General features: G+C 71.3%; 18 protein-coding genes and 1 riboswitch. Of the genes, 8 read left to right on the top strand and 10 right to left on the bottom strand.

All coding sequences use genetic code 11. From position 1 onward, the window contains the following. Nucleotides 1-96: 96 nt before the first annotated feature. A complete protein-coding gene (locus tag ABZ454_RS04805) occupies nucleotides 97-1,539 on the bottom strand; it encodes an aldehyde dehydrogenase (RefSeq protein WP_359536080.1) in 1,443 nt (480 codons plus the stop codon). A 174-nt stretch (nucleotides 1,540-1,713) separates the two neighbouring features. Here ABZ454_RS04805 and ABZ454_RS04800 point away from each other — a divergent pair, with 174 nt between their 5' ends. Both ABZ454_RS04800 and ABZ454_RS04795 read left to right on the top strand, forming a co-directional pair. Beyond that, nucleotides 1,714-2,205, top strand: a complete 492-nt coding sequence (locus tag ABZ454_RS04800) for a helix-turn-helix domain-containing protein (protein ID WP_359536182.1) — start codon at nucleotides 1,714-1,716, stop codon at nucleotides 2,203-2,205. A gap of 293 nt (nucleotides 2,206-2,498) precedes the next feature. After that, nucleotides 2,499-2,696 (top strand): hypothetical protein, encoded by a 198-nt coding sequence (locus tag ABZ454_RS04795; RefSeq protein ID WP_359536079.1) that lies wholly within the window; start codon nucleotides 2,499-2,501, stop codon nucleotides 2,694-2,696. A gap of 101 nt (nucleotides 2,697-2,797) precedes the next feature. On the opposite strand, the gene ABZ454_RS04790 is transcribed toward ABZ454_RS04795, so the two are convergent. Beyond that, nucleotides 2,798-3,382, bottom strand: a complete 585-nt coding sequence (locus ABZ454_RS04790; protein ID WP_359536078.1) for a histidine phosphatase family protein — start codon at nucleotides 3,380-3,382, stop codon at nucleotides 2,798-2,800. Between the two features lie 123 nt (nucleotides 3,383-3,505). Continuing rightward, nucleotides 3,506-3,599: riboswitch (adenosylcobalamin (AdoCbl) riboswitch) on the top strand. Between the two features lie 45 nt (nucleotides 3,600-3,644). Here ABZ454_RS04790 and ABZ454_RS04785 point away from each other — a divergent pair. Continuing rightward, nucleotides 3,645-3,860, top strand: a complete 216-nt coding sequence (locus tag ABZ454_RS04785; RefSeq protein WP_356318064.1) for a CbtB-domain containing protein — start codon at nucleotides 3,645-3,647, stop codon at nucleotides 3,858-3,860. A 29-nt stretch (nucleotides 3,861-3,889) separates the two neighbouring features. After that, nucleotides 3,890-4,663, top strand: coding sequence for a CbtA family protein (locus tag ABZ454_RS04780; RefSeq protein ID WP_359536077.1), 774 nt, complete (start codon nucleotides 3,890-3,892; stop codon nucleotides 4,661-4,663). 161 nt (nucleotides 4,664-4,824) lie between these two features. Here ABZ454_RS04780 and ABZ454_RS04775 read toward each other — a convergent pair whose 3' ends face one another. Both ABZ454_RS04775 and ABZ454_RS04770 read right to left on the bottom strand, forming a co-directional pair. Beyond that, nucleotides 4,825-5,334 (bottom strand): GNAT family N-acetyltransferase, encoded by a 510-nt coding sequence (locus tag ABZ454_RS04775; protein ID WP_359536076.1) that lies wholly within the window; start codon nucleotides 5,332-5,334, stop codon nucleotides 4,825-4,827. A 72-nt stretch (nucleotides 5,335-5,406) separates the two neighbouring features. Beyond that, nucleotides 5,407-5,763 carry a tetratricopeptide repeat protein gene (locus ABZ454_RS04770; protein WP_356318069.1) on the bottom strand — a complete coding sequence of 119 codons (357 nt, stop codon included), beginning with the start codon at nucleotides 5,761-5,763 and terminating at the stop codon, nucleotides 5,407-5,409. A 142-nt stretch (nucleotides 5,764-5,905) separates the two neighbouring features. Here ABZ454_RS04770 and ABZ454_RS04765 point away from each other — a divergent pair, with 142 nt between their 5' ends. Next, complete coding sequence (locus ABZ454_RS04765; RefSeq protein ID WP_359536075.1) at nucleotides 5,906-6,871, top strand: pirin family protein; 966 nt, start codon at nucleotides 5,906-5,908, stop codon at nucleotides 6,869-6,871. A 286-nt stretch (nucleotides 6,872-7,157) separates the two neighbouring features. After that, nucleotides 7,158-7,430, top strand: coding sequence for a DUF3253 domain-containing protein (locus ABZ454_RS04760; protein WP_359536074.1), 273 nt, complete (start codon nucleotides 7,158-7,160; stop codon nucleotides 7,428-7,430). A gap of 337 nt (nucleotides 7,431-7,767) precedes the next feature. Here the strand turns inward: ABZ454_RS04760 and ABZ454_RS04755 are convergent, their stop codons facing one another. Next, a complete protein-coding gene (locus tag ABZ454_RS04755; RefSeq protein WP_359536073.1) occupies nucleotides 7,768-8,208 on the bottom strand; it encodes a nucleoside deaminase in 441 nt (146 codons plus the stop codon). Beyond that, complete coding sequence (locus ABZ454_RS04750) at nucleotides 8,205-9,023, bottom strand: TIGR03619 family F420-dependent LLM class oxidoreductase (RefSeq protein ID WP_359536072.1); 819 nt, start codon at nucleotides 9,021-9,023, stop codon at nucleotides 8,205-8,207. Before ABZ454_RS04750 ends, ABZ454_RS04755 begins: the two co-directional genes overlap by 4 nt. A gap of 93 nt (nucleotides 9,024-9,116) precedes the next feature. On the opposite strand from ABZ454_RS04750, the gene ABZ454_RS04745 reads away from it, so the two are divergent. Together ABZ454_RS04745 and ABZ454_RS04740 are read left to right on the top strand one after the other, a co-directional pair. Next, entirely contained in the window at nucleotides 9,117-9,563 is a 447-nt protein-coding gene (locus tag ABZ454_RS04745) for an Lrp/AsnC family transcriptional regulator (protein WP_356318079.1), read from the top strand. Nucleotides 9,564-9,663: 100 nt separating this feature from the next. Continuing rightward, complete coding sequence (locus ABZ454_RS04740) at nucleotides 9,664-11,028, top strand: PP2C family protein-serine/threonine phosphatase (protein ID WP_359536071.1); 1,365 nt, start codon at nucleotides 9,664-9,666, stop codon at nucleotides 11,026-11,028. A gap of 1 nt (nucleotide 11,029) precedes the next feature. Here ABZ454_RS04740 and ABZ454_RS04735 read toward each other — a convergent pair whose 3' ends face one another. The 4 genes from ABZ454_RS04735 to ABZ454_RS04720 form a co-directional block, all read right to left on the bottom strand. Beyond that, a complete protein-coding gene (locus tag ABZ454_RS04735; protein ID WP_359536070.1) occupies nucleotides 11,030-11,692 on the bottom strand; it encodes a DUF4230 domain-containing protein in 663 nt (220 codons plus the stop codon). A 214-nt stretch (nucleotides 11,693-11,906) separates the two neighbouring features. After that, the gene (locus ABZ454_RS04730) at nucleotides 11,907-15,635 is read right to left on the bottom strand and encodes a S8 family serine peptidase (RefSeq protein WP_359536069.1); all 3,729 of its coding nucleotides are present in this window, start codon (nucleotides 15,633-15,635) and stop codon (nucleotides 11,907-11,909) included. Nucleotides 15,636-15,989: 354 nt separating this feature from the next. Beyond that, nucleotides 15,990-17,378, bottom strand: a complete 1,389-nt coding sequence (locus tag ABZ454_RS04725; RefSeq protein ID WP_356318085.1) for a DUF2252 domain-containing protein — start codon at nucleotides 17,376-17,378, stop codon at nucleotides 15,990-15,992. 282 nt (nucleotides 17,379-17,660) lie between these two features. Beyond that, nucleotides 17,661-18,893, bottom strand: coding sequence for a SpoIIE family protein phosphatase (locus ABZ454_RS04720; RefSeq protein ID WP_359536181.1), 1,233 nt, complete (start codon nucleotides 18,891-18,893; stop codon nucleotides 17,661-17,663). Nucleotides 18,894-19,538: the final 645 nt, after the last annotated feature.

The raw sequence follows: 19,538 nt of genomic DNA, 5'->3' as shown, positions 1-19,538 counted from the left end.
CCCGTACCACGGCACCGACGGTGCCAACGGGGGGCGTGGGGCGCGGGGATCCTCCCCGGCTGCCCCGCCCCGTGGACGCGCCGGTCAGGGCGGGGGTCAGACGGTGATGGTCTTGTACTCGGTGTACGTACCGAGGCCGACGGTCCCGTACTCGCGGCCGATGCCGCTGGCCTTGAAACCTCCGAACGGGCCGTCGAAAGCGACGGAGGCGCCGTTGACGGTGACCGTGCCGGTGCGGATCCGGCGGGCAACGGCCAGGGCGTGGCTCTCGTCGGAGGACCACACCCCGCCGGACAGCCCGTACTCGGAGTCATTGGCGATGCGTACGGCGTCATCCTCGTCGTCGTACGCGATGACGACCAGGACCGGGCCGAAGATCTCCTCCTGCGCGATGCGCATCGAGTTGTCGACGTCGGCGAACACCGTCGGGGTGACGTAGTTGCCCTTCTCCAGACCCTCGGGGACCTGCGGGCCGCCGGTCACCAGACGGGCACCTTCCTCGATGCCCAGCGCGATGTAGTCGCGCACGCGCTGCTGCTGGTCCTGACGGATCATCGGGCCGATGAAGGTGTCCGGGTCGTCGGGGTCGCCGACCTTCAGCGACTCCACCAGTTCCTTCAGCGCTGTCACGACCTCCTCGTACCGGGAACGTGGTGCCAGAATCCGGGTCTGTGCGATGCATGACTCGCCGTTGTTGAGAAGTGAACCGAATTTCAGTCCCTGGACCGCCTTGGCGACGTCGGCGTCCGGCAGGATGACGGCGGCCGACTTGCCGCCCAGCTCCAGACTGACCCGCTTCAGCTGCTCGCCGGCGATCGAGGCGATCCGGCGCCCGGCCCGCGTCGAACCGGTGAAGGCGATCTTGTCCACGTCCGGGTGCGACACCAGGTACTCACTGGTCTCACGCTCCGCCGGCAGGACACTGACCACGCCCTCCGGCAGGCCGGTCCGTAGGAGCAGGTCAGCCAGGAATCCCATGCTCAACGAGTTCTCCGGTGACACCTTCAGGACGACCGAGTTCCCGGCGAGCAGTGCGGGGATGATCTTCGATGTCGCCGAGGAGAACGGGGAGTTCCACGGAATCACCGCGGCCACCACTCCGACGGCCTCGCGGCGCACCACACTGCGCGCCGGCGCATCGGGATCGCTCGGCGTCAGTGTCTCCTCCCAGGCGAACTCCTGTGCCGCCTTCAGGTAGGCGTTCGCCTGTCGCGTCAGACCTGACTGACCGGCCAGGGTGAACCATCCGGCGGAGCCGTTCTCCGCCGAGATCAGCGCCGCGATCCTTGCCGCGTTCGCCTCACGCAGCTCGTTGAAACGCCGCATCAGGGCGATGCGCTCCGCCGGAGCCGTCCCGCGCCACACGCCCGCGTCGAACGTGGTGCGCGCCGCCGCCACGGCGCGGTCCACATCGGCCGGCCGCGCCTGCGCCGCCCGGCCGATCAGGGACCGGTCGTGCGGGGAGTGGATGTCGAGCAGTTCCGCGGTGCTCGGGGCCGTCCAGGCACCCGCGATGAAGAGCCTGTCGTAGGTGATCATTTCTTGTCCCCTTCGGAAGCCGTCTCTAACTGTCACATCACTGTAGCGCTTCTGGCTGTTAGCTTCACATAAGCGTGCCTGTACGCCGCCTATCCTCCTCAGTCCAGGTACGGTGGCGGGGTGAGAGCCGATGCAGCACGCAACCTGGAAACCGTCCTGACCACGGGAGCCCGCATGCTCGCCGCCGATCCGGGTGTGAGCATCGCGCGCATCGCCGGCGAGGCCGGGGTGGACCGGCGTACCGTCTACCGGCGTTTCGCCTCCCGCGAGGAACTGCTCGCGGCCATCTACGCATGCCGGCTGGAGGCCATCGAAGGGGCCATCGCGGACGCGAGGCTGCGCGAGGCCCCGGTCGCCGTGGCCCTGCACCGCTACGTGGAGAACATCATCGGTGTCAATCGCACCTGGCCCGTGGATCTGGCCCGCATGCTCGCCGACGACGAAATCCGCGCGCGGCGGGACGCGTCGATCCGGGACGTCGACACCTTTCTCCGGCGCGCCATCGACGAGGGCTTGCTCCGCCCCGGCACACCCGAGGGGTGGGCCGGGGCGCTGTTGCCCCAGCTCATGCATCTCGTGGCCCGGCAGATGCCCGACCTCGAAGCCGCGCAGGCGGCCGACGTCGTTGTCGACACCTTCCTGCACGGGCTGGGAGCGGCGACCTGATCGAGCGGCACAGGTCGACCGTGCGCCGGCCGCCGCGGTCGGCACGGGGCCGGGTATCGCGCGAGCCGCTCTCCACGACGGCGAGCCCAGCGTCACGGGCGGCCGGTCATCGAGGAGTCCGCCCGCGGCGTCGCGCGAGTGCCGGGAGCCATGTTCGGCATCGGCGCTCGCCCCGCGACGGCCCCGCCCGGCGCCCCGTTCCACCACTCGCCGTACGCGTGTCATGGTCGCCCCCTGACGGCGAGCAGCCGCAGGGGGCTGCCACGTCCTCCGGTGCACCCCCGGTGACCGGCATGACCGCCGAGCTGCATCCGGGTCCGGACCCCGGCCAGGTCCATGAGGTGGCGCAGGCGCCGGTGCAGTGTGCCACCGAGAACCGCTCGAAGGACTCCGAGTCGACCGTGCCGGACATGAAGGTCCACTCGGTGTGCGTGCGCGTCGACAGCCGGAAGGCGTCAGCCGGCCGCTCCGCGTCGAGGACGGCACGGTAGGGCAGCCTGCCGGCGAGCGCGCCGGCCACCCGGGATCACGGGACAGCCTCGGAGATCACACCTCGCACGCGTACGGACCGGCCCCCGTCACGCCACGTCCGTCAGCCCGGCGCCTGCTGTGCCAGCGGCCGGCCGCAGTGCAGGTTCCACCGACCCGCCCTCCCGCTGAGCTCCGTCAGCGTGAGCGGAGCCACGTCCAGGCGCCAGAACGCCTGCGGCGGGAGGGCCAGCGCATGGACGACCGCGGCCCTGATCACGGCGGGCTCGGCCACCCCCGCGACGCGGCCGGCGTCGCCCCCGTGCAGCGAGTCGAGCCATGTGCCCGCTCGGGCGCACAGTTCCAGCAGCGACTCGCCCCCGTGCGGAGCCGTGGACGGATCCGCCAGCCAGGCGGCCACGTCGTCCGGCTCGTCCTCACTGACCGCGGACAGCCGCGCCCCGGACCAGCGGCCCATCTCCCAGTCGCGCAAGGCGTGTTCGACCGTCGGCCGCAGTCCGAGCGCCTCCGAGGTGCCCGCGCACCGCCGGGACGGCCCCCGCAGCCACCGGTCCGCGGCCGGCACCGCGCCGACGGCAGCCCGCGCCAGCCGGAACCCGGCCTGGTCGAGGGCCGCGTCACCCGCGAACCGGGCCTCGCGCAGCGCGGCGTTCATTGCCGGTGAGATCAACATCACCCGTACCGTCATGCCCGCTCTCCCCTCCCTGAACTGTGGCCACTTGGCCAAGCACACCACGGCGTCCGGGCCGCCCGGACCGTGCGGGGGCACCATGGCGGCTCCCGCGCCCAGGCGGTATGGTCGCGACGACATGACGAGGGTGTGACGGAAGTCCGGTGAGAATCCGGCACGGTCGCGCCACTGTGAACCCGCATCTGTGCGGGAAGTCAGACCCAGCACCTTCGTCTCAGGCACCACGATCGGGACGCGTGTTCCCCCAGGAGGTTCTGCCATGGCACAGACTGCTGCCCCCGCCGCCGTCACACCCGCCATCACTCCCCTCTCGCTGAAGACCCTCGCCCCGTGGGCGGCCTTCTTCGGCGTCCTCATGCTGATCCTGCTGTACTTCGTCGGCGCCGAGCAGGGCGCCACCGCGCTCATCTCGGGCGAAGGCGTGCACGAGTGGGTCCACGACGGCCGCCACCTCCTCGGTTTCCCCTGCCACTGACCCATCGGGCCGATCCAGGGGAACCCCTCATGAACTCCATATCTGTCAGAGCTCTGCTGGTCCGCGGCATGCTGGCCGGTCTCGTCGCGGGTGCGTTCGCCCTTCTCGTGGCCTACTTCCTCGGTGAGTCACGGGTCGACGCGGCCATCGCGCTCGAGGAGTCGCACGCCCACGACCACGGTGGTGGCGAGGAACTCGTCAGCCGCACCATGCAGTCCACCGGCGGTCTCGCCACCGGTGTACTCGTCTTCGGCGTCGCCGTCGGCGGCATCGCCGCACTCGTCTTCTGCTACGCCCTCGGCCGGATGGGCCGCTTCGGCCCCAGGGCGACGGCTGCGCTCATCGCGGGAGCGGCGCTGCTGACCGTGTACATCGTGCCGTTCCTGAAGTACCCGGCGAATCCGCCGGCGGTCGGCGACCCGGACACCATCGGCCGCCGCACCGCGTTGTTCTTCCTGATGGTCGCTCTGAGCGTCCTGCTGGCCGTCGGCGCCGTCATCCTCGGCAGACGACTGGCTCCGCGCCTGGGCAACTGGAACGCCACGATCGCGGGCGCCGCCGGCTATGTGCTGGTGACCGGAATCGCTTACGCGTTCCTGCCGTCGTTCAACGAGGTCGGAAAGGACTTCCCCGCCACTTTGCTGTGGGAGTTCAGGCTGGCCACGCTCGCGGTGCAGATCACGCTCTGGACCGTCTTCGGACTGGTCTTCGGTCATCTCACCGAACGGCTGCTGGTGCCGAGGCCGGCCAGGGGCGCCGCCGCGGGCGGCAGGGCGAACCGGCCGGCCGGCGTCGCGGGCTGAGTTCCGGTGCGCGCGGGCTGAGTTCCGGTGCCGCCGGGGCCCGGCGCGCCGCGGCCCGCATCGGCGTGACGCGTGCGGCGGGGCGTGCACCGCACGTCCACGGCACGCCCGGAGCCCGCCGGGGGAGACCCCGGCGGGCTCCGTCGCGTACGGAAGCCGCCTCACTCCTGACGGGCGGGTCCGTCCCAGTCGACGCGGTAGTGCTTCAGCAGCGCGTCCTCCTTCACGAGGCGCATGCCTGCCGCGGTCATGACGCGCTGGGAGGCGAGGTTGTCGAGATCGGTGTCCCCGTGGACGCTCGCGATGCCCTGATCGCGGGTGAACCGCAGCAGCGCGCGCAGCGCCTCGGAGGCGTAACCCAGGCCCCGCACCGACTCCACGAGCCCGTAACCGATCGTGACGTGCCCCTTCTCGTCGGGCGCCCCGTGGAACCCCGCTCCGCCGATCACCAGCCCGTCCTCGCGGCGCCGTATCCCGTAGGGACCGTACGGTGTGGGGTCGCCGCTTTCCGAGCAGCTGTCCAGGAACCGCCGGGCCGCCCCCATCTCGCCCGGCCAGGGGTAGCCCGGAGCCCAGCGCACCCCGTCGGCCGGCCGGCCCGCCGCCACCTGCTGGGCATCGGTGACGGTCATCGGACGGAGGATCAGGCGCGGTGTGACGAGGTCGGTCATGCCCCGTTGAGTATCACGCGGTCCGGCCGGGCCGCATCCGGATATCCGGACGCGGCCCGGTGCGGGGAACGGTCAGGCGTCACCGGCCGGGGTGAAGTCCCCGGACAGGGCGGCCGCCATCCGCAGCTGCGTGTCCGCCTCGGTCTGCCGGCCCAGGCGCTCCAGCGTGCGGCCGAGCATCAGCCGTGCGTAGTGCTCGACCGGGTCGCGCTCCAGCACCGCGCGCAGCTCCGTCTCGGCCCGGCCGAGCCGCGCCGAGTGGTAGTAGGCCCGGGCCAGCAGCAGCCGCGGCGCGACCTGCTCCGGGACCTCCTCGACCAGCCCGCCCAGAATCCGGGCCGCGGTCGTGTACTCCTTCGACCCGAAGAAGAACTGCGCGCGATCCCAGCGCTCGGCGGCGGTGCCGAACTCGTAGTAGGTGTCGCTCATGTGGCCTCCTCGGTCGAGGGCTTCGCCGGGTCACTCCCGTACGTACCCACGCGCCACAACAGCGATGGGTGGTTTAACATTCCACTAAAGATTCGGCGTGGGTGCAGCCCACCCGAACGCGCACGGGAATAGGTTGACCGCCATGAGCAATCTCGATCGCCAGGCCGCACTCTCCGTCTGTGGAGGGCGGGGCTTCGTCGTCGCCGAACCCGTACGTGAACTCCTCGCCCCGCGCCGTGTCCAGCTCGGCGAGTCCACCGAGGTCCGCAGACTGCTGCCGAATCTGGGCCGCCGCATGGTCGGAGCCTGGGCCTTCGTCGACCACTACGGCCCCGACGACATCGCCGACGAACCCGGGATGCAGGTCCCGCCGCACCCCCACATGGGTCTGCAGACGGTCAGCTGGCTGCACGAGGGTGAGGTGCTGCACCGCGACAGCGTGGGCAGCCTGCAGACGATCCGGCCGCGCGAACTCGGCCTGATGACGTCGGGCCGTGCCATCAGCCACTCCGAGGAGAGCCCCAAGCCGCACGCCGCGCTGCTGCACGGCGCCCAGCTCTGGGTCGCCCTCCCCGATGCCCACCGCCACGTCGAACCGCACTTCCAGCACCACACCGGCCTGCCGACCGTCACCGCGCCCGGCCTCACGGCCACCGTGATCCTCGGCACCCTCGACGGCACCACCTCACCCGGCACCGCGTACACCCCGATCGTCGGCGCCGACCTCGCCCTGAGCCGAGGGGCCGAAGCGCGCCTTCCGCTGGACCCCGACTTCGAGTACGCCGTGCTGTCGATGTCCGGCGAGGCGGAGGTCGACGGAGTCCCCGTCCTGCCCGGCTCGATGCTCTACCTCGGCTGCGGCCGCACGGAGCTCCCCCTGCGCGCGGAGTCCGACGCCGGTCTGATGCTCCTGGGCGGTGAGCCCTTCGAGGAGGAGATCGTCATGTGGTGGAACTTCGTGGGACGTTCGCACGCGGAGATCGAGGAGGCCCGGCAGGCGTGGGCGGAGGGCTCACGCTTCGGCGAGGTGCACGGCTACGACGGCGGCCGGCTGTCGGCCCCCGCACTGCCGCCGGTGGCGCTCAAGCCCCGGGGGCGCGTGCGCTGAGCTGCGGGCTCCTGCCCGCGCGTGTCGTGGACGGCGGCACCGGCGTACCGCTGCCCCGGGTGGCAGGCACGGACACTTCGGAGTGGTCGAGGTGCGAGAGGGAGCCGAGACCACCGGGGGCCGGTGGTCCACGCGCATCCGACCCGGAACGGGTACGACAGTCGAGTTCCGGGTGCCCGGTCCCCTGCCGGTCCCGGTCTCGGTGCCGACCGGCGACACGCCGTGCCGCCGGCGCCGCCGGACGCCCCGGGCACCGTTCACGGTGGTTTTCCGGGAGACTGGTGGTGTGACAGACGACGAACACGACATGGACCGGCGTGTGGAGCGGGCCATCGTGGAGCTGCTGGAGCAGCGTGGTCCGACCGGGACGATCTGCCCCTCGGACGCCGCTCGGGCCGTGTACGCGCAGGACGACGATGGCTGGCGCGCCTTGATGGAACCGGTCCGTCAGGCGGCACGGAGGCTGGTCGCGGCCGGCGAGGTGGAGATCACCCAGGGTGGTCAGCCGGTCGAGCCGGAGCAGGCGCGGGGCCCGATCCGCATGCGCCGCATTCGCTGACACCCCGGGGGAAGCCGCGCGCTCCCCTGCCCGGGATCATCCCGCGCCGCCCCTGTGCGGCGGCCCCGCAGGTGGTGGAAGCGGCCTCTTTCCTGTGGGTGGCGGTCTTCGACCTGTCGAGCGGTCTCGGCGCGCTGGCCGGCGGCTTCGTTCTCGACGCGCTCACTGTCCGTAGCGTTCTATGGCTCGGGGGCGCCTGCGCTTTGATAGTCGCCTTGACCCTCCGGAGCGCCCGCACCAGGGAGAGCCTGCGACGACCAGGACCCGTGCGCCACGGACTCGAAGCCGGGGCCCCGTCCGACCGCAACCCGAGGCCCCCCTGGCCGGTATCCGGCCCTCACCGTGACGGCCGGTAGTAGTCGTCGATGGGGCCGCGTGCCTCGTCGAACAGGGCCGGGCCGTCCTGCGCTGTCGTCGGCCAGGCGCCCGACTCCGGGTTGAGTTCGACGAGTTGCTCGGTGGAGAGCGCGTAGACGACACGGCCGAGCCCGGAGCGCATGATGCCGCCCGCACACATACCGCACGGCTGACAGCTGGTGTACATGGTGGTGCGGGCGGCTGTGCCGGGGTCGAGTTCGCGGGCCGCCCAGCGGGCGAGTTTCAGTTCCGGGTGGGCGCTGATGTCGTCGTCACGGCGCACCGTGTTGTGGGCTTCGGCGAGGATCGTGCCGTCCGGGCCGGCCAGCAGCGAGCCGTAGGGCGCGTCGCCCACGGTGGTGGCATGGGCCGCGATGGCGATCGCCCGCCGCAGGAGGTCCTCGTCGGCGGTGGTGATCACGAGCGGGTCCTCCGGTGAGTGGCTACGGCGGTGAGCGCCTGCCAGGCCGCCTGGGGCCGGCGCGTGTCCTCCGGGTCTCCGTGGTACGGGTCGAGCACGACGGTGTCGGCCCCGAGGCGGTCCAGCTGGTCGAGATCGTCGAGGATCTGTTCGAGGGTGCCGGTGCCCGCCGGCCGCTCGGGGTCGTTGACCGGAGTCGTGGTCAGCCGCAGGGTGATGCGGGGCGCGAACGCCGGCAGCGAGTGCTGCGCGAGGACGGAGCGCATCCAGGGAAGGGTGCCCCGCAGCGGATGCCAGGCGTCGCCGAACCTGATGGCGCGCCGGATCCCCGCTTCGCTGTTGCCGCCGACCCAGACGGGGATCGGGGGTGTGTGCGCGCCGGCCTCCTCGCGCCAGGCCTCCCGCAGGGTGACGAGGTGTTCGTCGGTCAGTGCGCCGCGTGCGGTGAACGGCACACCGAGCGCCTCGAACTCCTGGGGCGCCCAGCCGATGCCCACCCCGAGCACGAGCCGGCCGCCGCTGAGCTGGTGGAGGTTGGTGGCCATGCGCGCCACCAGCAGAGGATGCCGGTAGGGGAGTACGAGCACGGTCGTGCCCAGTCGCACCCTGGTGGTGATGCCGGCCACCCAGGACAGTGTGGTGAACGGCTCGTAGAACGGCGCCGGATAGCGCTCGGCCACGTCCGGGGTGACGGCCACGTGGTCCGACACCATGAGGAGGTCGAAACCGAGCCCCTCCACGATCGCCGCCCACTCGCGCAGCACGCCGGGATCGGTGCCCGGCCCGAAGTTCGGTACGTTGACGCCAAGTTGCATGAGGGGAGGCTATCTCGGTGATCAAGAAGTCCGGAAGGTGACTCTCCCGGTAGAAGCCAGATTCTCCCGCCGCTTTCCCGGTAGAATCGCTAGATGGCCGGAAATCTTGACGACATCGACTGGGCGATCATCGACGAGCTGCAACGGGACGCACGTCTGTCGCTCAGCGAGTTGGGGCGGCGTGTGAGTCTCGGCTCGTCAGCCACCACGGAACGCGTGCGGCATCTGGAGGCCATGGGCGTCATCACCGGCTACCGCGCCGAGATCGACCTGGTCAAGGTCGGCTACCCCGTCCTCGCCGTCGTCCGGTTGAAGTACCCGGGCAACCGCCACCAGCCGTTGCGCCGACTGCTCGCCGACCGGCGGGAGGTCCTGGAGTGCCTGCGTACCACCGGCGACGACTGCTACACCCTGAAGGTGGCCGCGACCTCCATGGCACACCTGGAAACGCTCATGGACGAGCTCGCCGGCTTCGGATCCACGACCACCAGCGTCGTCTACAGCCAGACGCTGCCCTATCGCGGACCCGACCGGCCCTGACGGACGGCTGAGCGGCCGAAGCGGGTGCCGCCGCCCCGGCCGTGACGGCCCCAGGCGGTCACCGGATGCGCCGGGCGCTGGTGCGTGATCCGATACAAAGGTGTCGCCCTTCCGCCCACCGCAGATCCGCCCGTCCGGCTCCTCCGGACGGTGGCGGCAGGCACTGGAGCGCAGGCTGGAGCGCGTCGTGTCCGTCCTCCCCGGCTGGCTGCGGTGGCGCCGGGTGGGCTGGCTGCTGCCGCTGGCGGCGCTGGTCGCGGTCGCCTTCACCGACTGGAACACCTCAGGCGACTTCCGGGTGCTCTCCTGGATCATCATGGTCCCCAGCCTCGCCGCCGCGCTCTGTCCGGTCTGGGTGACCGCGGTTTTCGGTCTCGTCTCCGTCCTGGCGTACCTGGGGCTCGACGCCGCCTGGTCCCACGAGTACACGGCCGGTCTGCCCGACTTCATCCTGGTCGCCGTGGGCAGCGTGCTCGCGGTCGCCGCGTGCTGGCTCCGGCTGCGCCGGGAAGGAAGAAACCTGCACATCCGCAACGTCGCGGACTCGACACGCGCCACCGTGCTGCGTGAGATGCCGCCGCACGTTCATGGCCTCGAGAACGCCCACGTCTATCTCCCCGCCGACGCGGTGGCCCGGCTGGGCGGCGACTTCTACGACCTCCAGCCGAGCCGGTGGGGAGCCCGGGCCCTCATCGGCGACGTCCAGGGAAAAGGGCTGGGCGCCCTGGCCGCGGCCGCCGCGATCCTCGGATCGTTCCGCGAGGCCGGGTACCACGTGCCGAGCCTCAGCATCGTCGCCGGGCGGCTGGAAGTGCGGATGGAACGCCAGCGCCGCCTCGGGGTGGCCATGGGCTACGCCCAGCCCGACCGCTTCGCGACCGCCGTGCTGCTGGGATTCCCCAACCCCGGCTGCGGCGAGTCATGGGTGGACGTGGTCGATTTCGGACACGATCCGCCGCTGGTGGTCAGCCCGCGCGGTGTCCGGGTGCTGCGGGTGGCCAACCGGCTGCCGCTCGGCCTCAGCGACCTCGATCCGGCCGGGGTGGTATCCGTCGTGCCCCAACGCTTCACGCTGGCCGACGACGACGTCATCGTGCTGACCACCGACGGGGTCACCGAGGCGCGCGACGCGGCGGGCGAGTTCTTCCCGCTCCGCTCGTTCCTGGAGGACGCCGCCGTCCGCGATCCCGCCGCCGTGGCGTCCGCACACCAGGTCGCCGGGCTGGTCTCGGACGGGCTGCTGCGGCACTCGGGGGGACGGCTCCACGACGACACGACGATCTTCGCGCTGCGGTTCTCCGCCACCGAGGACACGTACTGGACGCTGCCGCCGGACGAGACCGACGCGCGGACGCTCGGTCCGCTGCCCGCCGGTGACGGTCCGTTCCAGCAAGGCATCGTCCGGCTGCGGACGGGACCCGAGGACGGCCCGTCCGGCGCGCGGGATCATGACGGGGCCGACTGAGTCAGGGGCCGTACGAGACGTGTACGTCCTTGAAGCCGACGGAGTGCAGCAGGCTCTGGAGCATGCTGGTGGTGTTGGTCTCGGCCCTTCTGGTCAGCCCACTGACTTCGGCCGCCTCCGCGATGTGCGAGACGGCGAGCCGCTGCACGGCGTGCTCGCTGTTCGGGTTGTCGGAGAACAGGTCTCCGAGCCGGTCGAGGAAGCCGCGTTCCTTGGAGACAGCGTAGGAGTGGTCGACGTCCAGGGCGGGCTTGCCCAACTGCGCGTGCGGGAGTCGCAAGGTGGCCGACGTGCGGTCGTCATTGACCGTCACCTCGTTTCCGCCGACCTTGCCGAGGTCGACGTACGCCTCCACGGTGCCCGCCCCCACGTAGAGGGTGCGGGAGCCGCGAACGGCGTCCGGCAGGTACTTCGCGTCCTTCTCGAGGTCCACGACCACCTGGAAGTTTCCGGAGGCGGCGTCGTAGCGGCTCATGTCCTTGATGGACTCGAGGAGAGCGGGGCCCGAGCGGTCGTGGGTGTCGGTGCCGAAAAGATCCTTGATGCCCGGCAGTACGGCCAGCCTGATTCCGGCGAACAGCACCGCGAGCACCAGCACGACGGCGGTCACCATCTTCGCCCAGAGAGGCATGCGCCGGGGCAGGTGTCTGAGGGGAGTCGTCATCCGGTGGTCCTCCTTCCTTGTGTTCCGGATGCCCCCGAACGCCCTTGCCAGACAGGCGAGTCGGCGGTTGTGACACAGCGCGGGAGACCAGGTCCGGTAGAGGCGCTCCGGCCGCTCCGCGGCCCCACGTCACTGAGCGCGGTACTTGGCGACCTCCGCCAAGTACCGCGCAGTCAACAGTCGTTCGGCCGGACGGCCGCTCCGCAGGCGTCAGCTACTTCCGTACGCCCACCGCGCGGACGATCTCCTGCTCGACCGAGCCGCCCCGGTCGTCGGTGGCCGAGGCCCGCACGGAGACGTACCGCGCGTCGTGCGGCACCCGCACCGAGCCGGCCCAGGAGGCGGACCGGTGTCGTACCCGGTCGAGCGGGACGGACCTCCATGTCGCGCCGTCGTCGAAGGAGACCTCCAGCGTCGAGCCGGTGATCCTTCCGGTGTCCGCGGCGCCCTTGACGTACTCGGAGAAGATCCCGAGGTCCAGACGGCTGCCGGCCCGCACATCACCGTGCAGATCGGTGTCGACGTCGAACCCGAGGTTGAGCATCGGCAGATACGTCCACCGGTCGGCGGGTGTGGCGGCCGACTTGAAGGTCCATTCGGAGTGGCCCTTCGTGGCGAGGCGCCAGACGTCCGGGTCCAGGGCGGTGTCCGTGACCACCCTGAAGTCCTGCTCGGTCGACTTGACCTTCCGGGCGTACGCCCCCGAGCCCAGCCTCCGGTCCACCCGCACCCCGTCCACGTACACCTCGGTGGTCTGGGTCACCGAGCTCGCGTGCCACACATCGCCGAAGCCGGTGTGGTCCGGTCCCGAGTCGCCCCAGCCCGGTGTGTTGAACTGCAGGTTGTTGCCCGCGCGTTCCTGCCCCCAGCCGAGGCCGGTGCCCAGCCACGGGTGCCAGACAGGCTTGAACCAGTCCGTGGTGGAGCGCTCGCCGCCGCGGAAGTACACGACGCCCTCACGTTCCTCGATGGCGCCCGGACCACTTGTCACGGACTGGTGCCACCCCCGCTCGGGTCCGGCGCTGATGTAGTCGGTGCGCTCCACGGGGAACGCGATCTTCTCCGGGACGCCCATGCCCATGGGGAAGGTGTCGGTGACCGAGTAGCGGAACTCGCTGCCGTCGGCTTCCTTCGGCGCGTGGAACGTGTCGGTGACGACGGCCAGTTCGTTCCTGCCCGGCCGGTAGGTCAGGTCGGCGGGGATCGCCCCGGGGTATCCCTCGGTGAGGTCGTACACGTACGGCGTGAACTCGGCGCCGGTCAGCTCCACGCCCCGGTCGAGCCGGGCGGCCTCGATCAGCCGCGCCCCGTCCTCGGCGTTCACCGTCGCGATGGACAGCGGGCGTGGCGAACCGTCGGTCCCGGCGAACCCGGCCAGCAACCGCCCGGGAGCGTCGTCGGTGATGAACAGGGCCGCGGCACCCGCGTCCTGGGCGTTCTGGGCCAGTGCGGTGGGGGTGATCGCGTCGGTGCGGCGCACGACGACCGCCTTGCCCCGGACGGCCTTGCCGGCGTAGTCGGCGGCGCTTCCGGTGCCCGCGTCCGTCACGGGCATCCGCTTGCGCCCGGTGAACTGGCCCGATCCGCGCTGGACGACCGCCTCGCCGAGCCGCTGGCCGCCCGTTTCGACCTCGAGCTGGGGCTTGCCGAGCCGCCACACGGTCCGGTACTCGAAGGTGCCCGTGCGGGGCTTGCGGGTCGGCGCGGCGAAGATGCTGTCGTACTTCCACGGGACCAGGACGGACGGTGCGAAGGACTCGCCGTTCGCGGACCGGCTGAACTCCATGATCCGCTGACGGGTCTCGGTCCGCCGGCCCACGTCGGCCCGGATCTCCCGCAACGTCCGCCCGTCCAGAGTGACTTCGCGGTCACGGTCCAGGGTGACCTCGGGCTCGGTGAGCAGACCGAGGCCGAGCGAGTCCGTACCCCTGCCGCCGCGTACGTCCAGGAAGGTGGACAGGTTGTACGAGCCGGGCTCCAGGCGCAGCTCGAGCGTGCCGGAGTCACCGACCGGGGCCGGGATGACCGACGTGCCCTCGGCCATCTGCTTGACAGCCACGTACGCGGCGGACGGGGCGCCGTCGCGGTCCTTCACGTGGATGGTGAGCGTGTAGCGCTCGTTCTCCTTGGTCATGCCGAACGACGTGTGCGCCACCACCGCGTCGCCGTCGTGGGCGACGACGCGGCCGGAGGTCGTGCCGACGGGCGCGGCGGCGCCGTCACCGGTGACCGTGGTCCGGGCGGTGCCGTGCGCGGGCACCGTGAGGGTGGAGTCGGCGAGGGTGACCACGCCGGCGGGAGCACCCTCCACCGTCAGCGCCAGGGTGACCGGCCGGTCGGAGGCGTTGGTGTAGGTCAGCGTCTTCGCGACCGGGTGGTTCTCCTCGTACGGCCAGCCGATGAAGCCGAGGTCGGCGCTGCCGGTGGCGGTGATCCGCGCGTCGACGGCGGACGCGACGTCGACACGGCCCGCGCCCACCTCGTACGACGTGCCGCTGATCTGCTTGGACGTGCTCATCAGCCCGTCCTTGAGCTGCTGTCCGCTCCAGTCGGGGTGCTTCTGGGCGAGCAGTGCCGCCACACCCGCGACGTGCGGGGTCGCCATGGACGTCCCGCTCATCGACGTGTACGGGCCGCTGCCGCTCACGAGCTGCGAGCGCGCCGCCACGATGTCCACGCCCGGCGCGGACAGGTCGGGCTTCAGAGCGTTGTCGCCCGGACGAGGGCCCTGGCTGGAGAAGGACGCACGCCGGTCGGCGGAGTCGACCGCGCCGATCGTCAGCGCGGAGTCGGCGGCTCCCGGGGAGCCGATGGTGCCGGGAGCGCCCGCGTTGCCGGCCGCGATGACGAACAGAGCGCCCGTGTCCTCGGAGAGGGTGTTCACTGCCTGGGCCATCGGGTCGGTGCCGTCACTGCCCTGGGACGATCCGAGACTCATGGAGACGATCCTGGCCCGGACGTCCTTGGCGGCCCACTCCATGCCGGCGATGATCTGCGACTCCGATCCGGAGCCCTGGTCGCCGAGAACCTTGCCGACGGCGAGGGTGGCGTCGGGGGCCACACCCTTCTCCTTGCCGCCGGAGGCCGCACCACTGCCACCGACGGTGGACGAGACGTGCGTGCCGTGGCCGTTGCGGTCGGCGACCTCCTGGCCGTCGACGAAGCTCCTGGTCTCGCTCACCCGGTCCTTGAGATCGGGATGGGTCAGATCCACGCCCGTGTCGAGGACGGCGACCTTGACGCCCTTGCCGGTCAGCCCGGCCTCCCAGGCCGCGGAGGTGCCGATCTGGGCGTTACTGGTCTCCATCGCGGCGTCGACACGGGCGTCCAGCCAGATCCTCTCGACCCCGCCCGCCAGCCGAGCGGCCGAAGTCGATCTCCTGGTAGCGGAGTTGGCGTCCGGCGCGACCGTGCGCCAGAACTCCCCGGACTTCGACGCCTCCAGGGCCGCACCCCCCACGCTCGGCAGCGCCCGGACCTCGCGGGCTCCCCGGGGTGTCGCACTCCTGGTGTTCTTCGTGTAGGTCACGATGAGCGGCAGGCCGTCGGAGGACGAGTCGCCGAGTCCCTGCTCGATCAGAGCGGTGACGTCGAAGAGTTCGGCGTCGAGGAGGCCCGCCTGGAGATAGGGCCGGGCCTCGTCGGGCACGACGGTGATCCGGCCGCCGGATATCTCACTGCGCACCGCTCCGGTCGCGCCCGCGGGGCGCTCCACGGCGACCGTCTTCCGGCCTGCGCCGAGGTCGGTCACGGTCACCTGGTCACCGGTGATGAGGGTGACGGTTCGCGCCGTGGCCGGCGCGTGCACGGACGACGCGGCACGGTCGGTGCCCGCCGTCGTGCCTATGGCTCCGGCTGCGACGGCCTGCCCGGCCGGCAGCAGTGAGAGGGAAAGCCCGGCAGCGAGGAGCCGGGACCGCCTTCTCGCGGATGCTCTGGTCATTGATGTCTCTCCTCCGCGCACCCGGTGAATGGGTGGTCCGGGTGCTGCGAAGGGTCTCCCCGACGGCAACTCGGCCGACACGGAGGAGTGGTGGCGGGTAGCCCGCATGGCGGGGATCCGTCAGCAACGGTCGGGGGGACGGACGCGACCTGCGTGCGTCCCGGCCGACGCCGGCGACGGGGTAAAACTCCGCGGGGCGTCGGCACGAGGAGATCGAGCAGGCGCGTGCGGACCGGGCAGGCGGCGCGCGGCTCGGGGAGGTGCCTTGGCTACGAGGAGGCCGCCGCCGGCTCCCGGCCCGCAGCCCGATGGAGCTGAGAATCCCGAAGATGGACGGCGAGGCCCCGGCGTCGTTCAGCCGGACTCGGCGGGCAGACGCCCGGCGCGGATGGCGTCGACGAGCGCCTGGTGGTCGCGCTCGTTCTGGTCGGCGTAGTGCTCGGCGAAGGTGACCAGCGCGCGGTCGAAGCTCTCGCCGCCGCCCAGATAGGCGGCGATGGCGATCCGGTCGCCCGACCGCGCGTGAGCTCGGGCCAGTGTCGCGCCGCACAGGGCGCCGAAGGTACGCATGCCGCGCGGCACCATGTCCTCGGCCGTGGCGACCCACTTCCAGTCCCGCAACTGCCGTACGTAGAAGTCCCGCCGTCGGCCGTCGATTCCCTCGGCCCGCTCCCACCCCAGGAAGATGTCGCTGGTGGCCTGCATCAGTCGCTGGCCGGCGACCACCCTCTCACCCTGCGTCCGGTACGCGCTGGCCCCCACATGGGGCGCCAGTACCGACTCGTCGGCCTCCTTGGCCTGGAGGAACAGGGGATCCTCGTCGTCACGCCCGAGCAGCAGCACGATCCAGCAGCGGGTGCCCACGCTCCCGACCCCGACGACCTTGCGGGCCATGTCGGCCACGCGGTACTGCTCCAGCAGGTACCGCCGGTCGGACTGCAAGGTCTGGCCGTAGCGCTCGATCAGCCGGTGGATCTCGTGCTCCACATCGCCGCGCCGGTCCTGCGGCAACAGGTCCTCGAGGCGTGTGATGAGCGGGGGATCGGGGATGATGCGCCGTTTGCCGTCGACGACGCGGGTGAACTTGTCGAACGCCTGGAGGGTGTCGCGGGAACGTGCCTGGGTCACGGCCTGCGACCACCGTGCGCGGCCCCGCGCGGACAGGTCCGCCCCGAACCGGGCCCGCACCCGGTCGACGTCGAACCGGGCGTACCAGACGGCCATGTTGCCGAGTCCGGCATAGAACCGCATGGTCTCGCGGTAGGACCGCACGGTGGCCCGGACGATCCCGGCCCGCTCCTTCGTGCTGAAGCCGTTCGCCCGGGCCGCGATGACGAGGCTTGCGGACAGGCGCTTGACGTCCCACTCCCAGGGGCCCGGCAGCGTCTCGTCGAAGTCGTTGATGTCGAACATGAGCCGGCGTTCCGGTGAGGCCAGGAGCCGGAAATTCAGCATGTGCGCGTCACCGCACAGCTGGGTACGCAGCCCGGACGCCGGAGTGCTCGCCAGATCCGATGCCATGATGGCGGCGGCCCCCCGGTAGAACCGGAAGGGCGACTCGGACATCCTGCCGTAGCGCAGCGGCACGAGGTCCGGCAACCGGGTCGCCGACTGGGCCGCGATGATCTGCAGCGGGTCCGGCCGTTCGGGCCCGGGTGTGAACTCGGCGTGGCTGGACCGGGGCGCCGTGGCGCGCGCGGCCTTGCCGAGCGAGGCCCGCTCCTGCGAGGTGGGGTGCCTCATGTCGTATCCGTCCAGGTGGTCGGCGGTCGCAATCGTGTCGTAGCAGGGCGTCGGAGGTGGGCCAAGGCTTCGACCGCGGGCCTCTTCGGGCCGGGAGACCGAGCAGCGGGAACGCCGTGGCCGTCCGGAGTCACGGCCGACGGCGCCTTCGCGGGGGAGAACCGTGGGCGGCGCAGGGCCTGACACTCACCACGTTGGCAGAAGTCCCCGAAGAGTCAAATCGGACGTCTCGCCCCGGCTTCCTGTGCTCTGCCACGCCACGGCGGCGGGAGGCGAGCGGGGTCACAGGCGGATGATGACCAGCGCTGTGTCGTCGGTATTGCCGCTGGGTGGGAGGAGGTCGGCCAGAAGCGCGTCGGCCAGGGCTTCGGCACCGGCCTGCCCATGATGGACCAGGGAGTCGGCGAGGCGGGCCAGGCCCGTGTCGATGTCCTCGTGGCGGCGTTCGATCAGGCCGTCGGTGTACAGCACCAGGGTGGCGCCCTCGACGAAGGCCGTGCTGGCCTCCGGGCGGGGGACGTGTTCGGGACGGGCGCCGAGCGGCGGATCGGTCGCCTGGTCGAGAAAGGTCACCCTGCCGTCAGGGTGGAGCAGGGCGGGTGGCGGGTGACCCGCGCTGCTGTACGTGATGGTGAGGGTGGCCCAGTCGATGAAGGTCTTCACCACCGTGGTCGACTCCGCACCCTCGATGTGGCGGGCATACAGTCCGAGGGCTTCCAGGGCCCGGGCCGGGCCGTCGGCGACACGGGCCGCCGCGCTCAGCGCGCTCCGCAGCTGCCCCATGACGCAGGCCGCCCGCAGACCGTGGCCGACTACGTCGCCGACCGCCACCGCGATGCGGTCGCCCGGCAGATCGACCAGGTCGTACCAGTCACCACACACGTTCAGAGTGCCGACGGCGGGCTGGTAGCGGACCGCTGCCCGGTGGTGCCCGACCGGCATCGGGGCGGGAAGCATCGCGTCCTGCAGGGCCAGGGCGACCTCGCGGTCGCGGGCCTGTGCCCGGCGCAGGCGCTCGTTGACCTCCTGCAGTTCACGGGCGCGGGTGTAGAGCTCGGCTTCCAGTACCCGGGCCCGGCTGTTGTCGCTGCCCGGCCCGCCACGGGCGCGGATGAGCTCGGTCACCTCCTCCACCCGGTGGACGACCAGCACCACACTCCCGTCCGGGGCGAGCACGGGGGCGTTCACCGGGCTCCAGAAGTGCTGCCTCCAGTGCCCGGGGCGCTCGCGATCCTCGATGTCGTAGCGCACCAGCGCCATCGTGTCCCGCTCGCCGGTGGCCACCACCCGCAGCATCGACGCCCGGGTCTCTCGCATGCCGGCCGCAGCCGGGTCGTTGGGGTTCTCGGGGAACACGTCGAAGATGTAGCGGCCGATCAATTGTTCGCGGGTGCGCCCGGCCAGTCGGAGGAAGTCCTCGTTGGCGTCCGCGTAGACCAGGTCGGGGCTGAGCAGCGCCACCATGCCGGGGAGGGCCCGGAACACCGCCTCGTAGTCGATCCGCGGATTCCGCATGTGCCTGCCCGCCTCGGTACTGATCGACACTGTGTTCCTCTCCACGATAGGAGCGAACACGCCGCGGCGCCCGAGCGCTGCGCCCTCCGGCCCAGGGCGGTCACCCGGGCGGCCCCGTGGTGACGAGTCGCGGTTGTCCGCGACCACCGGCCCCTTGGGCGTCCGTCACCCTCGGACAGGGACGGTTTCCGGCTTGCTGCCAGGCAAGCGAGCATTTCCGGCGTGCTGCCAGGCAAGCGTGCATGGGGCTACGGCCGGTGACGCCGGGCCTCGGGGCGCCCGCAAGCCGACTCTGCTGCACACCCATCAGTCGCCGGTGATGCCGGGTCCGTGACCGGACGTTGCTCGGTGTCACCGTCATGGGGCTGGCCGCCCGCGTCGCCGGACACGGCCGGAAGCGCTTGCGCGGGCCGGCTCGTGCAGCGGTCGAAAGCGTCATCGGGCGGTCTCTCCCGGGACGTGCGCGAGCGCGGGTGTCATGAACTCATGTATGTGGCAACGGAGTTGGGGGGACGACCGCACTTTGTCCCCCCACAGATAAAAGTTTGGGCCTGGCGTGTCAAAGGGCTTTCTGGTTGATGAAAATGCCATTACCTTCCTGCCCTGTACCGGATAACAAGGACGCGTTCACCTGACCCCCTCCCA

Source organism: Streptomyces sp. NPDC005803, from assembly GCF_040630435.1.
In the GTDB taxonomy this organism is placed as follows: Bacteria; Actinomycetota; Actinomycetes; order Streptomycetales; family Streptomycetaceae; genus Streptomyces.
This window is presented reverse-complemented; position numbering and strand designations above follow the sequence as displayed.